At 67.2% G+C, this 13,276-nt stretch carries 19 protein-coding genes; 1 reads left to right on the top strand and 18 read right to left on the bottom strand.

The features are described 5' to 3' along the window. Positions 1-7 precede the first annotated feature (7 nt). From flgK to flgB, 10 genes are all read right to left on the bottom strand, one after another. A complete protein-coding gene (gene flgK / locus WS46_RS28285) occupies positions 8-1,366 on the bottom strand; it encodes a flagellar hook-associated protein FlgK (RefSeq protein WP_059692451.1) in 1,359 nt (452 codons plus the stop codon). Between the two features lie 134 nt (positions 1,367-1,500). Then, positions 1,501-1,842 (bottom strand): rod-binding protein, encoded by a 342-nt coding sequence (locus tag WS46_RS28280; RefSeq protein ID WP_082725413.1) that lies wholly within the window; start codon positions 1,840-1,842, stop codon positions 1,501-1,503. Positions 1,843-1,870: 28 nt separating this feature from the next. Continuing rightward, complete coding sequence (locus tag WS46_RS28275) at positions 1,871-2,971, bottom strand: flagellar basal body P-ring protein FlgI (RefSeq protein ID WP_059692449.1); 1,101 nt, start codon at positions 2,969-2,971, stop codon at positions 1,871-1,873. Positions 2,972-3,021: 50 nt separating this feature from the next. After that, positions 3,022-3,678 (bottom strand): flagellar basal body L-ring protein FlgH, encoded by a 657-nt coding sequence (gene flgH, locus WS46_RS28270; protein ID WP_059525856.1) that lies wholly within the window; start codon positions 3,676-3,678, stop codon positions 3,022-3,024. Continuing rightward, positions 3,675-4,463, bottom strand: coding sequence for a flagellar basal-body rod protein FlgG (gene flgG / locus WS46_RS28265; RefSeq protein ID WP_179949191.1), 789 nt, complete (start codon positions 4,461-4,463; stop codon positions 3,675-3,677). The genes flgH and flgG overlap by 4 nt, the downstream gene beginning before the upstream one ends. A gap of 35 nt (positions 4,464-4,498) precedes the next feature. Further along, on the bottom strand, positions 4,499-5,224 hold the full coding sequence (locus WS46_RS28260) for a flagellar basal body rod protein FlgF (RefSeq protein ID WP_059692447.1): 726 nt from the start codon (positions 5,222-5,224) through the stop codon (positions 4,499-4,501). 2 nt (positions 5,225-5,226) lie between these two features. Then, positions 5,227-6,402 (bottom strand): flagellar hook protein FlgE, encoded by a 1,176-nt coding sequence (locus tag WS46_RS28255; RefSeq protein WP_059692446.1) that lies wholly within the window; start codon positions 6,400-6,402, stop codon positions 5,227-5,229. A 29-nt stretch (positions 6,403-6,431) separates the two neighbouring features. Continuing rightward, a complete protein-coding gene (locus WS46_RS28250) occupies positions 6,432-7,091 on the bottom strand; it encodes a flagellar hook capping FlgD N-terminal domain-containing protein (RefSeq protein WP_059692445.1) in 660 nt (219 codons plus the stop codon). 26 nt (positions 7,092-7,117) lie between these two features. Beyond that, positions 7,118-7,534: a flagellar basal body rod protein FlgC gene (gene flgC, locus WS46_RS28245; protein ID WP_059692444.1), complete on the bottom strand. Its 417-nt coding sequence runs from the start codon at positions 7,532-7,534 to the stop codon at positions 7,118-7,120. A 37-nt stretch (positions 7,535-7,571) separates the two neighbouring features. Next, positions 7,572-7,937 (bottom strand): flagellar basal body rod protein FlgB, encoded by a 366-nt coding sequence (gene flgB / locus WS46_RS28240; RefSeq protein ID WP_059692479.1) that lies wholly within the window; start codon positions 7,935-7,937, stop codon positions 7,572-7,574. 92 nt (positions 7,938-8,029) lie between these two features. Between flgB and flgA the strand changes: the two genes are divergently transcribed. Beyond that, positions 8,030-8,755 carry a flagellar basal body P-ring formation chaperone FlgA gene (gene flgA / locus WS46_RS28235; RefSeq protein ID WP_257130062.1) on the top strand — a complete coding sequence of 242 codons (726 nt, stop codon included), beginning with the start codon at positions 8,030-8,032 and terminating at the stop codon, positions 8,753-8,755. On the opposite strand, the gene WS46_RS28230 is transcribed toward flgA, so the two are convergent. The 8 genes from WS46_RS28230 to fliS all read right to left on the bottom strand — a co-directional run bounded on the left by WS46_RS28230 (position 8,697) and on the right by fliS (position 13,250). Further along, on the bottom strand, positions 8,697-9,494 hold the full coding sequence (locus WS46_RS28230) for a glycoside hydrolase family 73 protein (RefSeq protein ID WP_059692443.1): 798 nt from the start codon (positions 9,492-9,494) through the stop codon (positions 8,697-8,699). The two genes, flgA and WS46_RS28230, sit on opposite strands and share 59 nt — an antisense overlap. Beyond that, positions 9,481-9,906 carry a flagellar export chaperone FlgN gene (gene flgN, locus WS46_RS28225; RefSeq protein WP_059692442.1) on the bottom strand — a complete coding sequence of 142 codons (426 nt, stop codon included), beginning with the start codon at positions 9,904-9,906 and terminating at the stop codon, positions 9,481-9,483. The genes WS46_RS28230 and flgN overlap by 14 nt, the downstream gene beginning before the upstream one ends. Beyond that, positions 9,903-10,172 (bottom strand): flagellar biosynthesis anti-sigma factor FlgM, encoded by a 270-nt coding sequence (gene flgM, locus WS46_RS28220; protein ID WP_156437226.1) that lies wholly within the window; start codon positions 10,170-10,172, stop codon positions 9,903-9,905. Before flgM ends, flgN begins: the two co-directional genes overlap by 4 nt. Positions 10,173-10,236: 64 nt before the next feature. Beyond that, entirely contained in the window at positions 10,237-10,947 is a 711-nt protein-coding gene (fliA, locus tag WS46_RS28215) for an RNA polymerase sigma factor FliA (RefSeq protein WP_059525917.1), read from the bottom strand. 5 nt (positions 10,948-10,952) lie between these two features. Next, positions 10,953-11,426, bottom strand: a complete 474-nt coding sequence (locus tag WS46_RS28210; RefSeq protein ID WP_063892214.1) for a hypothetical protein — start codon at positions 11,424-11,426, stop codon at positions 10,953-10,955. A 24-nt stretch (positions 11,427-11,450) separates the two neighbouring features. Further along, the gene (locus WS46_RS34660) at positions 11,451-12,545 is read right to left on the bottom strand and encodes a flagellar hook-length control protein FliK (protein WP_082725411.1); all 1,095 of its coding nucleotides are present in this window, start codon (positions 12,543-12,545) and stop codon (positions 11,451-11,453) included. Next, a complete protein-coding gene (locus WS46_RS28200) occupies positions 12,542-12,877 on the bottom strand; it encodes a hypothetical protein (RefSeq protein WP_059692439.1) in 336 nt (111 codons plus the stop codon). The genes WS46_RS34660 and WS46_RS28200 overlap by 4 nt, the downstream gene beginning before the upstream one ends. Then, positions 12,864-13,250, bottom strand: coding sequence for a flagellar export chaperone FliS (gene fliS, locus WS46_RS28195; RefSeq protein WP_059525835.1), 387 nt, complete (start codon positions 13,248-13,250; stop codon positions 12,864-12,866). The genes WS46_RS28200 and fliS overlap by 14 nt, the downstream gene beginning before the upstream one ends. Positions 13,251-13,276 lie beyond the last annotated feature (26 nt).

Here is a 13,276-nt window from a genome sequence, read left to right as displayed (position 1 = left end):
CCGTGGGTCAGATGGCATTCAGCGTGGTTTCGAACAGCGCATTGGCGACTGCGATCACCTTCAAGTTCGCGTTGTACATATCCTTGAAACGGACGAGATTCATCGCTTCCTCGTCGTTGTCGACACCGCTCAGCGACAGCCAGTCGTTTTCCGCCTGCGTACGCACCGCCTGCGCGGTTTCGGCCACCAGCTTGTTTTGCTGGCTGGCCGAGCCGACCTTGCCCATGATCGATGCAAACGCATTCTCGATCGACACCGTGCCATGGCCCGGCATCTCGATCCGCGTGGAACCCAGGTCGCTCAGCGCGAGCAGGTTGCGATTGTCGCCGGGATGATCCGGGTCGGCCGAAAAGGCCAACGCCTCGGGCTGCATGTCGGGCACGACGCCGAGTCGACCGCTCGCTTCGTCGAAAGCCAGCAGCGGTTTGCCGGGATTGCCGTGCATGTCGTAACCCTGCGCCAACTGCGCATTGACTCGCTTCGCGGTCTCGACCGCGAGCGTCCGGAGCGCATCGAGCTGCGGACGCAGCACGTCGTTCTCGACCTCGGCGAGTCCGCGCAGCGCCCCGCCGACGTGTGTCGACCGCAGCGGCATCTTCTGTTGTCCGAACGACATCACCAGTGCCTGTCGACCGTGTTCGTCCCGCCGGATGTCGATTCGACCCGCCTGCTTGCCGACCACGAGCGGTTGGCCGAACGCCATCGACACGTCGACCGTGCCGTCCCGCTGCTGCACGACGCGCACGCCGGCGAGCCCCGCCATCTGGTCGACCGCAACGTCGCGTCGGTCCATCAGCGCCGCGACGTCGCCGCCGCTCGCGAGGCCAACCGCGATTCGCCCGTTCAAGTCGGCGATCTGCGTGGCAAGCCCGTTGACCTGGTCGACCGTCACGTCGCGCTGCCGTTCGATGCTGCGCAGCTGGTCCTCGAACGCTGCGCGCATGCCGTTGAACTGCCGCGTCATTCCGCTTGCGGTGTCGAGCACGGCGTTGCGCAGCACCGGATCGCCCGGTTCGCCGGTCGCGCCGCGCAGTGCCCCGAAGAACGCGCCCAGCCCGAGATCGCGGTGCTGGATATCGCCGCTTGCCGGGTTGCCGCCCACCACTCCTTCAAGTTGGTCAAGATGCGATTGGGCGGCCCGTGCACGCCCGGACGCATTCGCCGCTTGCCACATCTGCTGTGTCCGGTAGCCCTCGTTGATGCGCATCGCGGCCGACGCGTCGACGCCACCGTGCGCGTTGCCCGACAGAAGCACGCCGCGCCGCGAATAGCCGGGTGTCGCAATGTTGGCGACATTGCTGCTGGTCGCATGGAGCGACCGGTTCGCGGCCAGGATGCCCGACATGCCGATGTCGATCATATTCATCGTCTACCTCCCTCATCGATCGATGCTCGCCCGGCCCACGACGGGCGGCGAGCGGAAACAGCCGCGCAAGCGGCCCCCTGCCGTATCCGGCGACCGGCACGCGCATCGACTTAAATCCGCGCGGCCAACCGGCATCACGCCTGCGCCGAGGCGGCCGTACCGGCGTCCGGGGGCAGTTGCCGCAAGATGAAATCCGCGATGCCGAACGCATGACGCGACGCGAGCAACCGGGCGACCTGTCCGTCCGCCAGGTCCGTCATGTCGCTGCCGGCGCGGTTGCGGAAAATACTGCCCGCCGGGTTGATCTCGCGAATGGCGTTGCGCATCTCCCGCAGGATCTGCGCGACGAAGAGCGCCTCGAACTGCTCGGCCGCGTCGAGCGTCCTGGCATCGTGGCCGCCGTCGGCACGCGGGGGCGGCATTGCCGGCGTGCCGGCCGGCCAGCCCGGCGGCGCCACGCGGAACGACATGGCCATGGATGGATTCGACATGCGCGCCCCCTCCTCAGATGACGACCATTTCGCCGTTCAACGCCCCGGCCTCATCGAGCGCCTGCAGGATCGCCATCAGGTCGTCCGGCCCCGCGCCCGTTGCATTGATCGTGTCCACGATCGCCTGCAGGCTCGTGCCCGCTGGCCAGCGAAACATTCGGTTGCCGCCTCGCTGCACATCGACTTGCGACAGCGGCACGACGGCGGTCTCGCCGCCGCCGAACGGATTCGGCTGGCTGACGAGCGCGCCTTCGGAGATCGTCACCTTCAGCGCACCGTGCGACACCGCCGCAGGCGACACCGTCATGCCCTGGCTGATCACCACCGTGCCGGTGCGCGAATTGAAGACGACGCGGGGCGGCGCCTTCTGCGGCGTGACGCTGATCGCGCTCAGTTTCGCGACGAACGCGACGCGCGCGGTCGGATCGACCGGCGCGCCGACGTCGACACTCGTGCCGTCGCGGCTCGTCGCGACGTCATGGCCGACAACGCGATTGATCGCGGCGACGATGTTGGCGGCGGTCTGGAAATTGGGGCGTTTCAGGCTGAGCGTGACCACCGGCTTCGCGTCGAGGCCGGTCCGGATTTCCTGCTCGATGGTCGCGCCGCGCGGAATGCGCGCCGCCGCGGTGGAATTGATCGTCACGCTCGACCCGCCGCGGCCCTCCGCGCTCACACCCGGCACGACAAGATTGCCTTGCGCGAGCGCATAGACTGCGCCGTCTGCCGCGCGCAACGGCGTCAGCAGCAGCGTCCCGCCCCGCAGGCTCTTGGCGTCGCCCATCGACGACACGGTCACGTCAATCTTCTGGCCCGGCCTGTAGCCCGGCGGAAAACTGGCGCTGACCATGACGGCCGCGACATTGCGCGAGCGCAGGCGGATGCCTTCCGGCAACGTCACGCCGAATTGCTTGAGGACGTTCGCGACGGACTGGCCGGTGTAACGGATCTGCTGGCCGTCGCCGGTGCCGTTCAGGCCGACGACGAGGCCGTAGCCGACGAGCTGGTTGTCGCGAACGCCCTCGATGTTGACCAGCGCACCGAGCGTCGCCGCGCCGCACGAGGACGGCGCGCCGAGCAGCGCAACCGTCGCCGCCACCGTCGTCGCGAGCATGCGCGGGCCGGCCAGGATGGTCGACCGAAGTGTTCGCATAGGCTTTCCCATCAGAACGGCATCCATGGACTGTTGAGGAACCGCGTCAACCAGCCGGCCGAATTCGATTCGGACAGCGCGCCCTTGCCGACATACTGGATGCGCGCATTCGCGATTCGACGCGACGACACGCGGTTGTTCGTGTCGATGTCGGCCTGCCGGACATAGCCGGTCAGACGCATCACCTCCTCGCCCTGATTCAGCGACAGCACCTTTTCGCCGCGCACCTGAAGCAGGCCGCCCGCGAGCACGTCGGTGACGATCACGGTAATTTCGCCGCGCAGCGAGTTTTGCTGCGAGCTGCTGCCGCTGCCGTCGAACTTGCGGTTCGCGCCGATCGATGTATCGAGATCGATCGGACTGCCGAACAGCCTGCCCGGCTCCACTGACACGTCGTTGCTCTTGCCGAAGCGCGTATCGGCGCGCTTGCTGGCCTGCGTGGTCTCGTCGAGCGTGACCGTGAGCGTATCGCCGGGCCGGTAGGCCCGGCCGTCGGCGGCCAGCGACCAGGCGGTCGCCGCATTGAACACGCCTCCGGCGCGCGGGGCGGTAAGCGCCCATGTGGCCGGCGGCAGATCGTCCTCGGCAAAGTCCGGACGCGGCGGGTCGAGCAGCGCGCACGCACCGAGCAGCGCGACCGGTGGCAAAAGGAGCAGGCGTTGCTTCATCGCGCGGCCTGCGACAGTTGCTGCAACATGTTGTCGGCCGCGCTCAGCACTTTCGTGTTCATCTCGTACGTCCGCTGCGCGGCGATCATGTCGACCATTTCCTCGACGACCTGCACGTTCGCTCCTTCGAGTGCCCCCTGCTTGATCTTGCCGAACACGTCGGTGCCGGGCTCGCCCTCGTTCGGCGGGCCGCTCGCGACGGTCTCCATGTACAGGTTGTCGCCGAGCGCGAGCAGGCCGGCCGGGTTGACGAAGTTCGCGAGCATGATCTGCCCCGCTTCATTCGGCGTCGCCGAACCCGGCACCGTCACGGCGACCACGCCGTTCTCGCCGATCACGATGTTCATCGCATTGTCGGGAATGCTGATCTCCGGCTGCAGCGGCAGGCCCTGCGCGTTAACCAGCTGCCCTTCCGCGTTCACGCTCAGTTGTCCCGAGCGCGTATAGCCCGTCTCGCCGTTGGCCTGCAGCACCTGGATGAAACCCTTTCCCGTCACCGCGACGTCCAGCGACTGCCCGGTCGTCTGCACGCTGCCGTCGGTGAAGATCTTCTGCGTGCCGACGAGCCGCGTGCCGCTGCCCATCTGGATGCCCGACGGCGACGCGTTGTCCTGGTCGAGCTGCGCGCCGGGCTGGCGCTCGATCCGGTAAAACAGATCCTCGAACATCACGCGGTCGCGCTTGAACCCCATCGTGTTCACGTTCGCGAGATTGTTGGCGATCGCCTGCAGCTTCGCATCCTGCGCCTGCAGCCCGGTCTTGCTGATCCACATTGCCTGATTCATCGTTCTCTCCAATCGGTTATGCGTCGACGTCGCGATCAACCCCGGATCAACCGGTTGCCGGCGTCCGCCATCTCGCCCGCGGCGCCGAACATCCGCATCTGCACCTCGAACGCGCGGTTCAACGACATCGTCGCGATCATCTCGGCGACCGGCGACACGTTGCTCCGCTCCAGATGCCCGCCCATCACGCGCACGTCCTCGGCCGGCGGCAGCGGCTGACCGTCGCGCGCGACGAGCAGCCCCGCCGGGTCCTTGACCAGGTCGGCTGCCGGTGCATCGACGAGCGCAAGGCGATCGACGGCCTGCACATCGGCGTCGCCGGACGCGGTCACGGAAATCGTGCCGTCCTCGCCGATCCGCAGGCTCGTGAACTCCGGCAGCACGATCGGGCCGCCCTCGCCGATCACCGCGCGGCCGTTGACGGTAAGCGCCCCGTCCGCATCGATTTCGAAATTGCCGGCACGGGTGTAGCGCACGCCGTTCGCGTCGGCGACGGTGAAGTAGCCGTCCCCCTGAATCGCCGCGTCCAGCTCCCGGCCGGTTTCCGCCAGCACGCCCGCGCGACCGCTCACGGCGCCGGACTCGGGCTTCGCCAGATGGCGGGAGTCGTAGCCGTAGCCGCGCACCGCGCGCGATTGCGCCATCTCCAGTTCCGCGCGGAACCCGTCGGTCTGCGCGTTGGCCAGGTTGTTGGCATGCACCTCGAGCCCATGCCACGCGCGGTCGGCACCGCTCATTGCCGTATAGATCAATGCGTCCATGATCAAAGCGCCTGCATCAACGCCTGCATCATCTGATTCTCCGTCGACAGCACTTTCGAATTCGCCTGATAGTTGCGCTGCGCGGTCATCATGTCGACCAGCTCCTTCGTCACGTCCGCGTTCGACAGTTCGAGCGAACTGGTCACCAGCTTGCCGAGCGCACCGGCGCCGGCGGTGCCGAGCAACGCGTTGCCCGACGCGGAGGACGCTCGCCACGCGGTGTCGCCTGCCGCCTCCAGTCCGTCCGGGCTCGGGAAGGTTGCAAGCGCGATCGTGCCCAGCGTGCGCTTCTGGCCGTTGCTGTACTGGACGACGACGTTGCCGCGCGAGTCGAGCGTCGGCTCGCCCGGCACGCCGGCCGCGTGGCCGTTGTCGCGATTGACCATCGTCGACGCTTCACCCGCGACCTGCGTCGCGCCCGCGTAATGGATGGCAAGGGTCAGTGGCGCCGCGCCCTCCGGCGTGCCGAGGTTCAGCGGTGTCGGCGCCGTCGGCGACGTCAGCCGGCCGTGCGTATCGAAGCTCAGCGTCGCCGAACCGTCGATGCGTTCGCCGTTCATCGCGTAATGCACCGTGACGTCCGTCGACGGCGATGGCGCCTTCACGAAGTACTGCGTAACGATGTGCTGCCGTCCGAGCGAGTCGTAGACGGCCGACGACACCGTGTGATTGAAGGATGTGTCGTCATCCTTGTCGAACACCGCTTGCGCAGGCGCCTCCCAGTCCGCCGACAGGTTACCGGCGTAGTCGAGGCGATCGCTTGCCTTCGCGGGCGCCACGCCGACCGGAATCTGCAGGTCGCCATACGTGCCGCCTGCCGCATAACCTTGCGCACGGCGGCCGAACGCATCGACGAGATAACCGTCCGCGTCACGCTGGAAGATGCCGACGCGCGTAAAGAGTGTCGATCCGTCGTCGTCCTTCGTGACGAAGAAGCCGTTACCGTCGATCGCGGCGTCGAGCCCGCGCCCGGTCGCGAACACGCCACCGCCCACGCCGATGCTCTGGGTGACGGAGCCGATGTACGCGCCGTTCGCCTGCGTGCCCGAGATCATCGTCGCGAAGTTCGCGCGGCCGGACTTGAAACCGTAGGTGCCGGTGTTGGCGATGTTATGGCTGATCGTCGTCAGCTGATTGTTGATGGCATTGATGCCCGATAAGGCGATGTTGAAACTCATGTGTATTCCTTGCGTGATGGGTGAGTGGGTCAGCGGCCCTGAAAACTGACGATCGCCGCGGTGTCGACGTCGCCGACGCCGGCCACGTGCAGGATCACCTTGCCGTCGGCGCCGAGACGCACGTTCTCGAGCGTGCCTTCGATATTGGCCGGCGGCGGCGTGCCGTCGCCGGTCTCGACGCGAATCCGATAACGGCCGGCAGCCAGGCCGAGCTGGGTCGGGTCGATGCGGAACAGCGCGTCGCCCTTGGGGCGCGCACCGAGCGCGATGTGCTTGACTCCGCCGGATGCGCCGGTGAGCACGACGGTCACATCCGAGGCGTCGCGATCGAGCGCGATGCGCCCGTTGACCACGTGGTCGCTCACATCGACCGAATCGGCTTGTGCCATCACCTGCGAGCCGACGTGCGTTCCAAGCGCCACGGTGATCAATTTCCCGATCAATCCCATGCTGTTCTCCACCAGATTCACGACCGTATTGAGCGATGCCGTCTGTTGCGCCTGCATGATCTGCGACACGAACTGCGCGGAATCCATCGGGTCGAGCGGGTCCTGGTTCTGGATCTGCGCGCTCAGCATCTTCGCGAAGATGTCCGTCGACGTCCCGCTGGTCACCGTCCCCGATGGCGCGCGCGTCGCATCGGCGTTGAACGGCATGCTTGCCGATGAAGGCTGGATTGGGTTCGACATGTTGTCCTCATAGCGATAAGGGTTCGTTACTGGCCGAGCCTGAGCAGCTCGCGCTGCATGCCGTTCACGCGCGCGAGCACCTCGACGTTGGTCGAATACGCGCGCGACGCGGACAGCATGTCGGTCATTTCCTCCACCGCGTTGACGTTCGGATACAGCACGTTGCCTTGCGCATCGGCGAGCGGATGACCCGGCTGATGAACCTTGCGCAGCGGCTCCGTGCTCGTCACGACGTCGAGCACCTGCACGCGCGCGCCCGTCGATTCGCCATCCTCACCGATGCGAAACACCGATGCGAAGACGGGCCTGCGCGCGCGATACGCATCGGCCTCGGTGGCGGACGCCGCATCGGCGTTGGCCAGATTGCTGGCAATCGTGTTGAGACGCACGGTCTGCGCCGACATGGCGGAGCCGGCGATCTGCGCGATTTCCCTGAAACTCATGACACCTCCTCGGAAAGATGCAAAACACCGCGTTTCATTACGTGTTGCCGGTGATCGCGACATGCAGACCGCGAATCCGCAGGTTGAGAAACGCGATGCTCGTCTGAAAATCCATGTCGTTCTGTGCGAATGCCGCCTGCTCGACGCCGAGCTCGACCGTGTTGCCGTCCTGCGACGCCTGGAACGGCACGCGATAGCCGAGCGTCGCGGCGCCTGCGAGCGGCACGCCCGGATACGCGTTGCCGGCCGCGTCGGCGATGCTTTGCCGAAAGTTCAGGTCGCGCGACTGATAACCAGGCGTATCGAGGTTCGCCAGATTCGACGCGATGATCTCCGTGCGCGCCGCCCGCAATCTCAACGCGACCGGATGCGGCCCGAGCCCGTTCGCCAGATCAAATGCCATTTCGTTCTCCTTCATTTACACTTCGCTCATCGATTCCAAACCGGGCCCGTCTCGTCTTTATGTCGCGGCTAGAACGTATTCCATTTCACATCATGCGCACGATTCGTTTCCCGATTGCCCTTCTCCTGCTGCCGATGTCCTGCACGCACGCCGCCCCGCCTTCGCCCGCGCTGCAAGCCCGGGCACACGACGCGGCGCTCGCGGAACTGACCGCGCGCGCGCAACGTGCGGGGCTGGATGACGCAGCCATCGCGGTCGTCATACCGCCGCCGCGCCGCCCTGCGCCCAGCTGCGCAACGCCGTTCGACATCTCGGTCGGCGAGCCGGTCCGGCTGAGCCGCATCGTACTCACCGCGCACTGCCCGAGCACCGGCCAAACCGCGAAATTCATCGCTCGGGCAAGCATCACCGCAACGATCCCCGTCGCGTCGCGGAACATCGCCGCGGGTCAACCGCTCACGCGCGACGATCTCGATTCGGCCGTGCGGACGTTGTCGTCGCTCACCGACACGGTGACGCGCGCCGACGATGCGATCGGCAAGCTCAACCGCCGCGCCCTGCGCCAAGGGCAGCCCCTGTCGCATCGCGCCCTGCAGGCGCCGGCGCTGATCCGGCGTGGCCAGACCGTGCGCATCGTCGCGCGCATCGGATCGGCTCAGGTCGTCAATACCGGCGTGGCGATGCAGCCTGGCGCACAGGGCGACATCGTGCGCCTGCGCGTCGGCAACGGCAGCGCCGCACGCGAGATTCAGGCTCGCGTTACCGGCGAGGCAAGCGCGCAGCCGATCGATCTGCCGACGTCCGACGTGTCCCGGTGAGCCCGCCGTCGCGGCCGGCGCGCAACGCCGCCACGTCGGCGACCACCCGGCGCAGCTTCGACGCATAAGCGGGATCGGTCGCATAGCCGCCCCGCGCCAGCGCCGCCGCAAACACGGCCGCATCGCGTCCCGCGCCGACGACGTCGCGAAACCGCGGATTCCCCTTGAGCATCGCGACATAGTCCGCGAACGCCGCGCGATAATCCGGATATGCGCGAAACCGCTCCACCGTTTTCAGTGGCGTGCCGTCGACGAATTCGGTCGTCGGCACGTCGACAACGCTGCCTGCCCATCCCGCACCCGCCTTCAGGCCGAACAGGTTGTGGCTGTCCGCCCCGTCGCGCATCGTCACCGGATGCCGCCCCCAGCCCGATTCGAGCGCCGCGTGCCCGGCGACCAGATCCACCGACACACCCAGCGCGGCCGCCGCCTCGCGAGCGAACGGCAAGATGTCGTCGAGAAACGCACGCGGGCTGGTGGCCGGACGGGCCGGCGCCACGTCCGCCGCCGGTCGAGCCGCCTCGCTGCCCGGATGCCGCAGCGGCGGCGCCCCGCGCCATGCGTCGTCCCCGATGCGAGGAAAACCCTCGGAAACGATCGTCTCGATCTCGCGCCGCAGTTGTGCGAACGCCGCGCGAAACGCGCCGACGGCCAATCCGGACGCGCGAGAATACGGCGCATCGCTTTCGGCCCGTATCGCGCCGGTCGGCAGCCAATTCGACGCGTCACCGACCCACATAGGTATCGACCTCGCCGTACAGTGCGCGCTGCGCGATTTCAAACTGCGACATCAACAGCGCCGCATTGCGCTGATTCAGGTTTCTGCATTCCTGAATTTGCGATTCGAACTGCGCCACCACACGCGTCAGCCGCTCGCGCACCCGGCCCGGCAACGCCGCCCATGCCTGCGTCATCGATTCCGGCTCCAACGGGCTGACGAGCACGTGCATGCACCGCCTGCGCATCTCGTGACTTGCGCGAAGCGCATCGGCGAGCGCGAGAATCGCGTTGCCCGTCGCCATCAGCGATGCGCCGTCGCGACGCAATGCGGCGGCGAACTGCAGGTCGAGCAGCCCCTTCATTTCGGCGTAGCGGGCCACATCGACGCGGATCCCGTCGAGGATCTTCGCGAACGCTTCGTTGCGCGTCATTCCCGCCCTCCGTGAAAACGCTGAATCAGCGCGGCCAGCCTGCCCGCGTCGAATGGAATGCGACCTTCCGCGAGCGCGATGCGCAGCGCGTCGACGCGCGCCTCGTCGAAATCCGGCAGGCTGCGCAGCGCCGCCTGTGCGGACCGGACCGCCTCGATCGAGAAGTCCGTGCGGGCCGCCGGCGCATTCGCGGCGGCGCCGGCCCGGCCGACCGGTGCAACGTGGGGCGCCGTGCTGCCCGGTTCCTGCGGCGCGCGCGGTTTCATAGTCGACAGTCTCATGTTTGCCCTGTGAATAGATAAATGCCCGAATCAAGCGAAGATGGTCTGCTCATGCGTCACCGATCGCGTCTCGCATCTTCCCGAGCGCCGCCTTGTTGATCTGGCAGACGCGGGCTTCCGTCAGCCCGAGCACCGCGGCGATCTCGCGCAAGCTCAGATCGAATTCGTAGTAGAGCTGAATCACGCGCTGCTCGCGATCGCGCAACCGCATGAGCGCCTGTTCGAGGCTGCGGCGCTGCACGACTCGCCGCTCCGGACTCTCTACGAAGGCAAGCGCCTCTCCGTCGAGCAGGCTGTCGAGGCTCGCCATCGCCTCCGCGTTGCCCGCCATCACCCGCTGCCGATACTCGGCCGCACTGATGCCGAGTGCGCCACTCACCTCGGTCTCGGTCGGTTCGCGTCCGAGTGATCGACGCAGGTCGCGCTCGCAATCGCGCACGCGGTGCGCGTCCTGCCGCACCATGCGCGGCCGCCAGTCGTGGCGACGCAGCTCGTCGAGAATCGCGCCGCGCACCCGCTTCAACGCATAGCCGCCAAACGCCGCGTCGGGCGCCCCGTACCGGCGCAGCGCCTCGAGCAATCCCATCAGTCCGATCTGCTCCATGTCCTCGATCGCGATCGCACCGCAGGCCTGCCAGCTCAACTGACGTGCCGCACGCTTGACGATCGGCGCGTACTCGAGCAGCCACGCCAGCTCGACTGCCGGATTCGCGTCCGCGTGGCGCGTTCGCGCGTCGATGTTGCCGATACAGGTCGTCATGACGATCACTCCACCAGAAGCCGGCTGATCATCGCCTTTTCAAACGGCATCTCGACGTGCCGCCCCTTGTACGAACTGATGAACGCGCGATTGAGCGACGCGGAGATCTCCGACAGGTTCTTCCGGCGGACGTCTTCCAGCGTGTAGCGCGCCGCCACCCGCACGGCGATACTGCGCAGCAGCGGGATATGCGCACGCGCCATCGCTTCCTGGGCGGGCGTCGTCTTCAGCACGAGATCGAGCACCGCATAATGGGTTTCCTCGACGTAAGGTGGCACGAAGCCGGCGTCCGGAGGCATGCGAAGCATCACGACGATCCGGTCGACGCTGATGTACTTGTGCGTGTCGGCCGCTGCGGGGGGCGCCGCCGCGTGAGGCGTGTTCGCCGCCTGGTTCTGGTAAGACCAGATGCCACCGGCGGCCAGCGCGGTCAGCAGCACCGTGCCCCCGCCGCCCCAGATCAGCATTTTCCTGTTCATCGAAATCCGCTCCCTTCCGTGTCGTTAGCGTGTTGCTCGTCCGTCGAGATGAAACCGTGCGTCGCCGTGCGCGGCGTCCACCGCCGAGAGCGCTGCGCCGGGCCGCTTGCGTCCCTGCGATGCCCCGGCGTCACCGTCCCGCGCGCCGCGCTCGCGATGGCCGAACCCTTGCCCTTGCCGCACCACGACGGTCACATCGCCGTGCTGTCGCGCGGCGAGATCCTGTCGAAGCGCATCGCCGACCGCCTGCAATTGGCGTACGACGTCCTCGTGCGACGCGACCATCCGGATCTGCAGCGCGCCGTCCTCGTGACGAATCGCAATCTGCAACGTGCCCATCGATTGCGGCTCGAGACGAATGACCGCGTGCCCGACGCCGCGCTGCACGTTCACATCGATCTGCTCGCCCAGCGCCTTCAGGAGTTGCGGCCCCCATGGCAAGGTGCCCGCCTGGCCTGCGGCAACGCGCACGCCGGCGCCCGATCCGTCGGCCGCCGCCGGCCATGCGATGCCAGCGTGCGGCACGCGCCCATCCGGCACGGCGCCGCTGGCGCCGATCGGCGGTTTGTCGACGACCATCGCGACGGCTGCTGGTACCGCCAGCGGCCGCGCACGCTCGCTGCGCGGCTGCATGGCGGATGGAACGGACCGATTCTCCGCACTCGATTCGCGGTCGGCGCCAGCGGCAAATCGATCGCCCCCGCTTCGCTGCGAAACAGGCCGCCGGATCGGAACGGATTCGATGACCTGGTTTTCGCGGAACGCGTGCTGCCCGCTCAGTTCCCGTGGGATGAATCCCGGACCGGGCTTCACGTCCGACCCAGGCACGACCGGAACGTCGCCGTCGGCTGACGCGCCATCCGTTCGACAGTCCGCCGACAAGGGCGCCGCCGGCAGGTCAAGCGTGTCGAGTGTCGACATCACATTCCGGAATGATTCGGTGTGGAAATTAATCGGCGACGTCACCGGAAGTAGTGCCGCGTCGCCGGCAGGCGCGACGGTCTCGTTCGTTTCGCCCCGACTATCCGGCATGACTGTCTCCGGTATAGCCCGGTCGCCGATCGCGTTCCCCGCCGCGCGATCGCGCAAGTGAGGTGTCGTGGAAATGGTTCCGTTCATCTGTCGCTCCCGTTCGTCGCCGCGTAGGCCGTCCCCCGTTCCTCGAACTCGCTCAGCCCGGCCAGCGCGTGGCCTGTCACCGCGCGCGCGTCGGCGAGACCGCGAATCGCCACCGCGTATGCCCGTGCGAGATCCCGCAACGTCGTGTCCAGCTCCGGATCTCGCGCGCCATCGCCCGCGCAATGCCTCGCCAGTGCGCTGACGTCCGCGTCGAGCGCCGGCAGATCGGCCCAGCGGTGTTCGTGCACGATGGCCCTCAGCAGACGGGCATGCGTGCGCAGCGCGACGCGCAGACGCACACGCACGGCCGACGCATGGTCAACCGGCTGCATCTTCCGCACCTTGCCATCCCTCCCGGAGCACCGAGATCAGTCGCACGGCTTCGTCGAGCGGGGCGACGTCGAGTGCGATGCTCGCCTCGTTCAGACGTTGAACGCAGTAGTCGTACAGCGCGACAAGATTCGTCGCGACTTCACTGCCCGACGACACATCGAGTGCGCTCGACAGGCCGTCCACCAGCTCGATGCACTTGCCGATGCTCGCGCCTTTCGCCTCGATGCGACGCGCAAGAATGTGCGCCCGCGCGCGCGCCATTTCGTCGAGCAGCCCGTCGGTCAGCAGCAGCACGAGCTGAATCGGCGATCCGTTCGCGATCCGCGATTCCAGGTTGGCAGCGTGGTAGCTGCGATATCCGATGTATTCCAAGATGCTTGATCCTCCAGCCGACTACA

Source organism: Burkholderia sp. RF4-BP95 (assembly GCF_001521985.1).
In the GTDB taxonomy this organism is placed as follows: domain Bacteria; phylum Pseudomonadota; class Gammaproteobacteria; order Burkholderiales; family Burkholderiaceae; genus Burkholderia; species Burkholderia diffusa.
This window is presented reverse-complemented; position numbering and strand designations above follow the sequence as displayed.

Coding starts and splice junctions, on each gene's coding strand:
- flgN (WP_059692442.1), bottom strand. CDS start 9,906: ATGACGCGCAACGAAGCGTTCGCGAAGATCCTCGACGGGATCCGCGTC.
- WS46_RS28280 (WP_082725413.1), bottom strand. CDS start 1,842: ATGGCCATGTCGTTCCGCGTGGCGCCGCCGGGCTGGCCGGCCGGCACG.
- flgA (WP_257130062.1), top strand. CDS start 8,030: ATGCGCACGATTCGTTTCCCGATTGCCCTTCTCCTGCTGCCGATGTCC.
- fliA (WP_059525917.1), bottom strand. CDS start 10,947: ATGACGACCTGTATCGGCAACATCGACGCGCGAACGCGCCACGCGGAC.
- WS46_RS28210 (WP_063892214.1), bottom strand. CDS start 11,426: ATGAACAGGAAAATGCTGATCTGGGGCGGCGGGGGCACGGTGCTGCTG.
- WS46_RS28260 (WP_059692447.1), bottom strand. CDS start 5,224: ATGGACGCATTGATCTATACGGCAATGAGCGGTGCCGACCGCGCGTGG.
- WS46_RS28200 (WP_059692439.1), bottom strand. CDS start 12,877: ATGCAGCCGGTTGACCATGCGTCGGCCGTGCGTGTGCGTCTGCGCGTC.
- flgK (WP_059692451.1), bottom strand. CDS start 1,366: ATGAATATGATCGACATCGGCATGTCGGGCATCCTGGCCGCGAACCGG.
- flgH (WP_059525856.1), bottom strand. CDS start 3,678: ATGAAGCAACGCCTGCTCCTTTTGCCACCGGTCGCGCTGCTCGGTGCG.
- WS46_RS28255 (WP_059692446.1), bottom strand. CDS start 6,402: ATGAGTTTCAACATCGCCTTATCGGGCATCAATGCCATCAACAATCAG.
- flgC (WP_059692444.1), bottom strand. CDS start 7,534: ATGAGTTTCAGGGAAATCGCGCAGATCGCCGGCTCCGCCATGTCGGCG.
- flgG (WP_179949191.1), bottom strand. CDS start 4,463: ATGAATCAGGCAATGTGGATCAGCAAGACCGGGCTGCAGGCGCAGGAT.
- WS46_RS28275 (WP_059692449.1), bottom strand. CDS start 2,971: ATGCTCGCGACGACGGTGGCGGCGACGGTTGCGCTGCTCGGCGCGCCG.
- flgB (WP_059692479.1), bottom strand. CDS start 7,937: ATGGCATTTGATCTGGCGAACGGGCTCGGGCCGCATCCGGTCGCGTTG.
- WS46_RS34660 (WP_082725411.1), bottom strand. CDS start 12,545: ATGAACGGAACCATTTCCACGACACCTCACTTGCGCGATCGCGCGGCG.
- flgM (WP_156437226.1), bottom strand. CDS start 10,172: ATGAAACCGCGCGCGCCGCAGGAACCGGGCAGCACGGCGCCCCACGTT.
- WS46_RS28230 (WP_059692443.1), bottom strand. CDS start 9,494: ATGTGGGTCGGTGACGCGTCGAATTGGCTGCCGACCGGCGCGATACGG.
- WS46_RS28250 (WP_059692445.1), bottom strand. CDS start 7,091: ATGTCGAACCCAATCCAGCCTTCATCGGCAAGCATGCCGTTCAACGCC.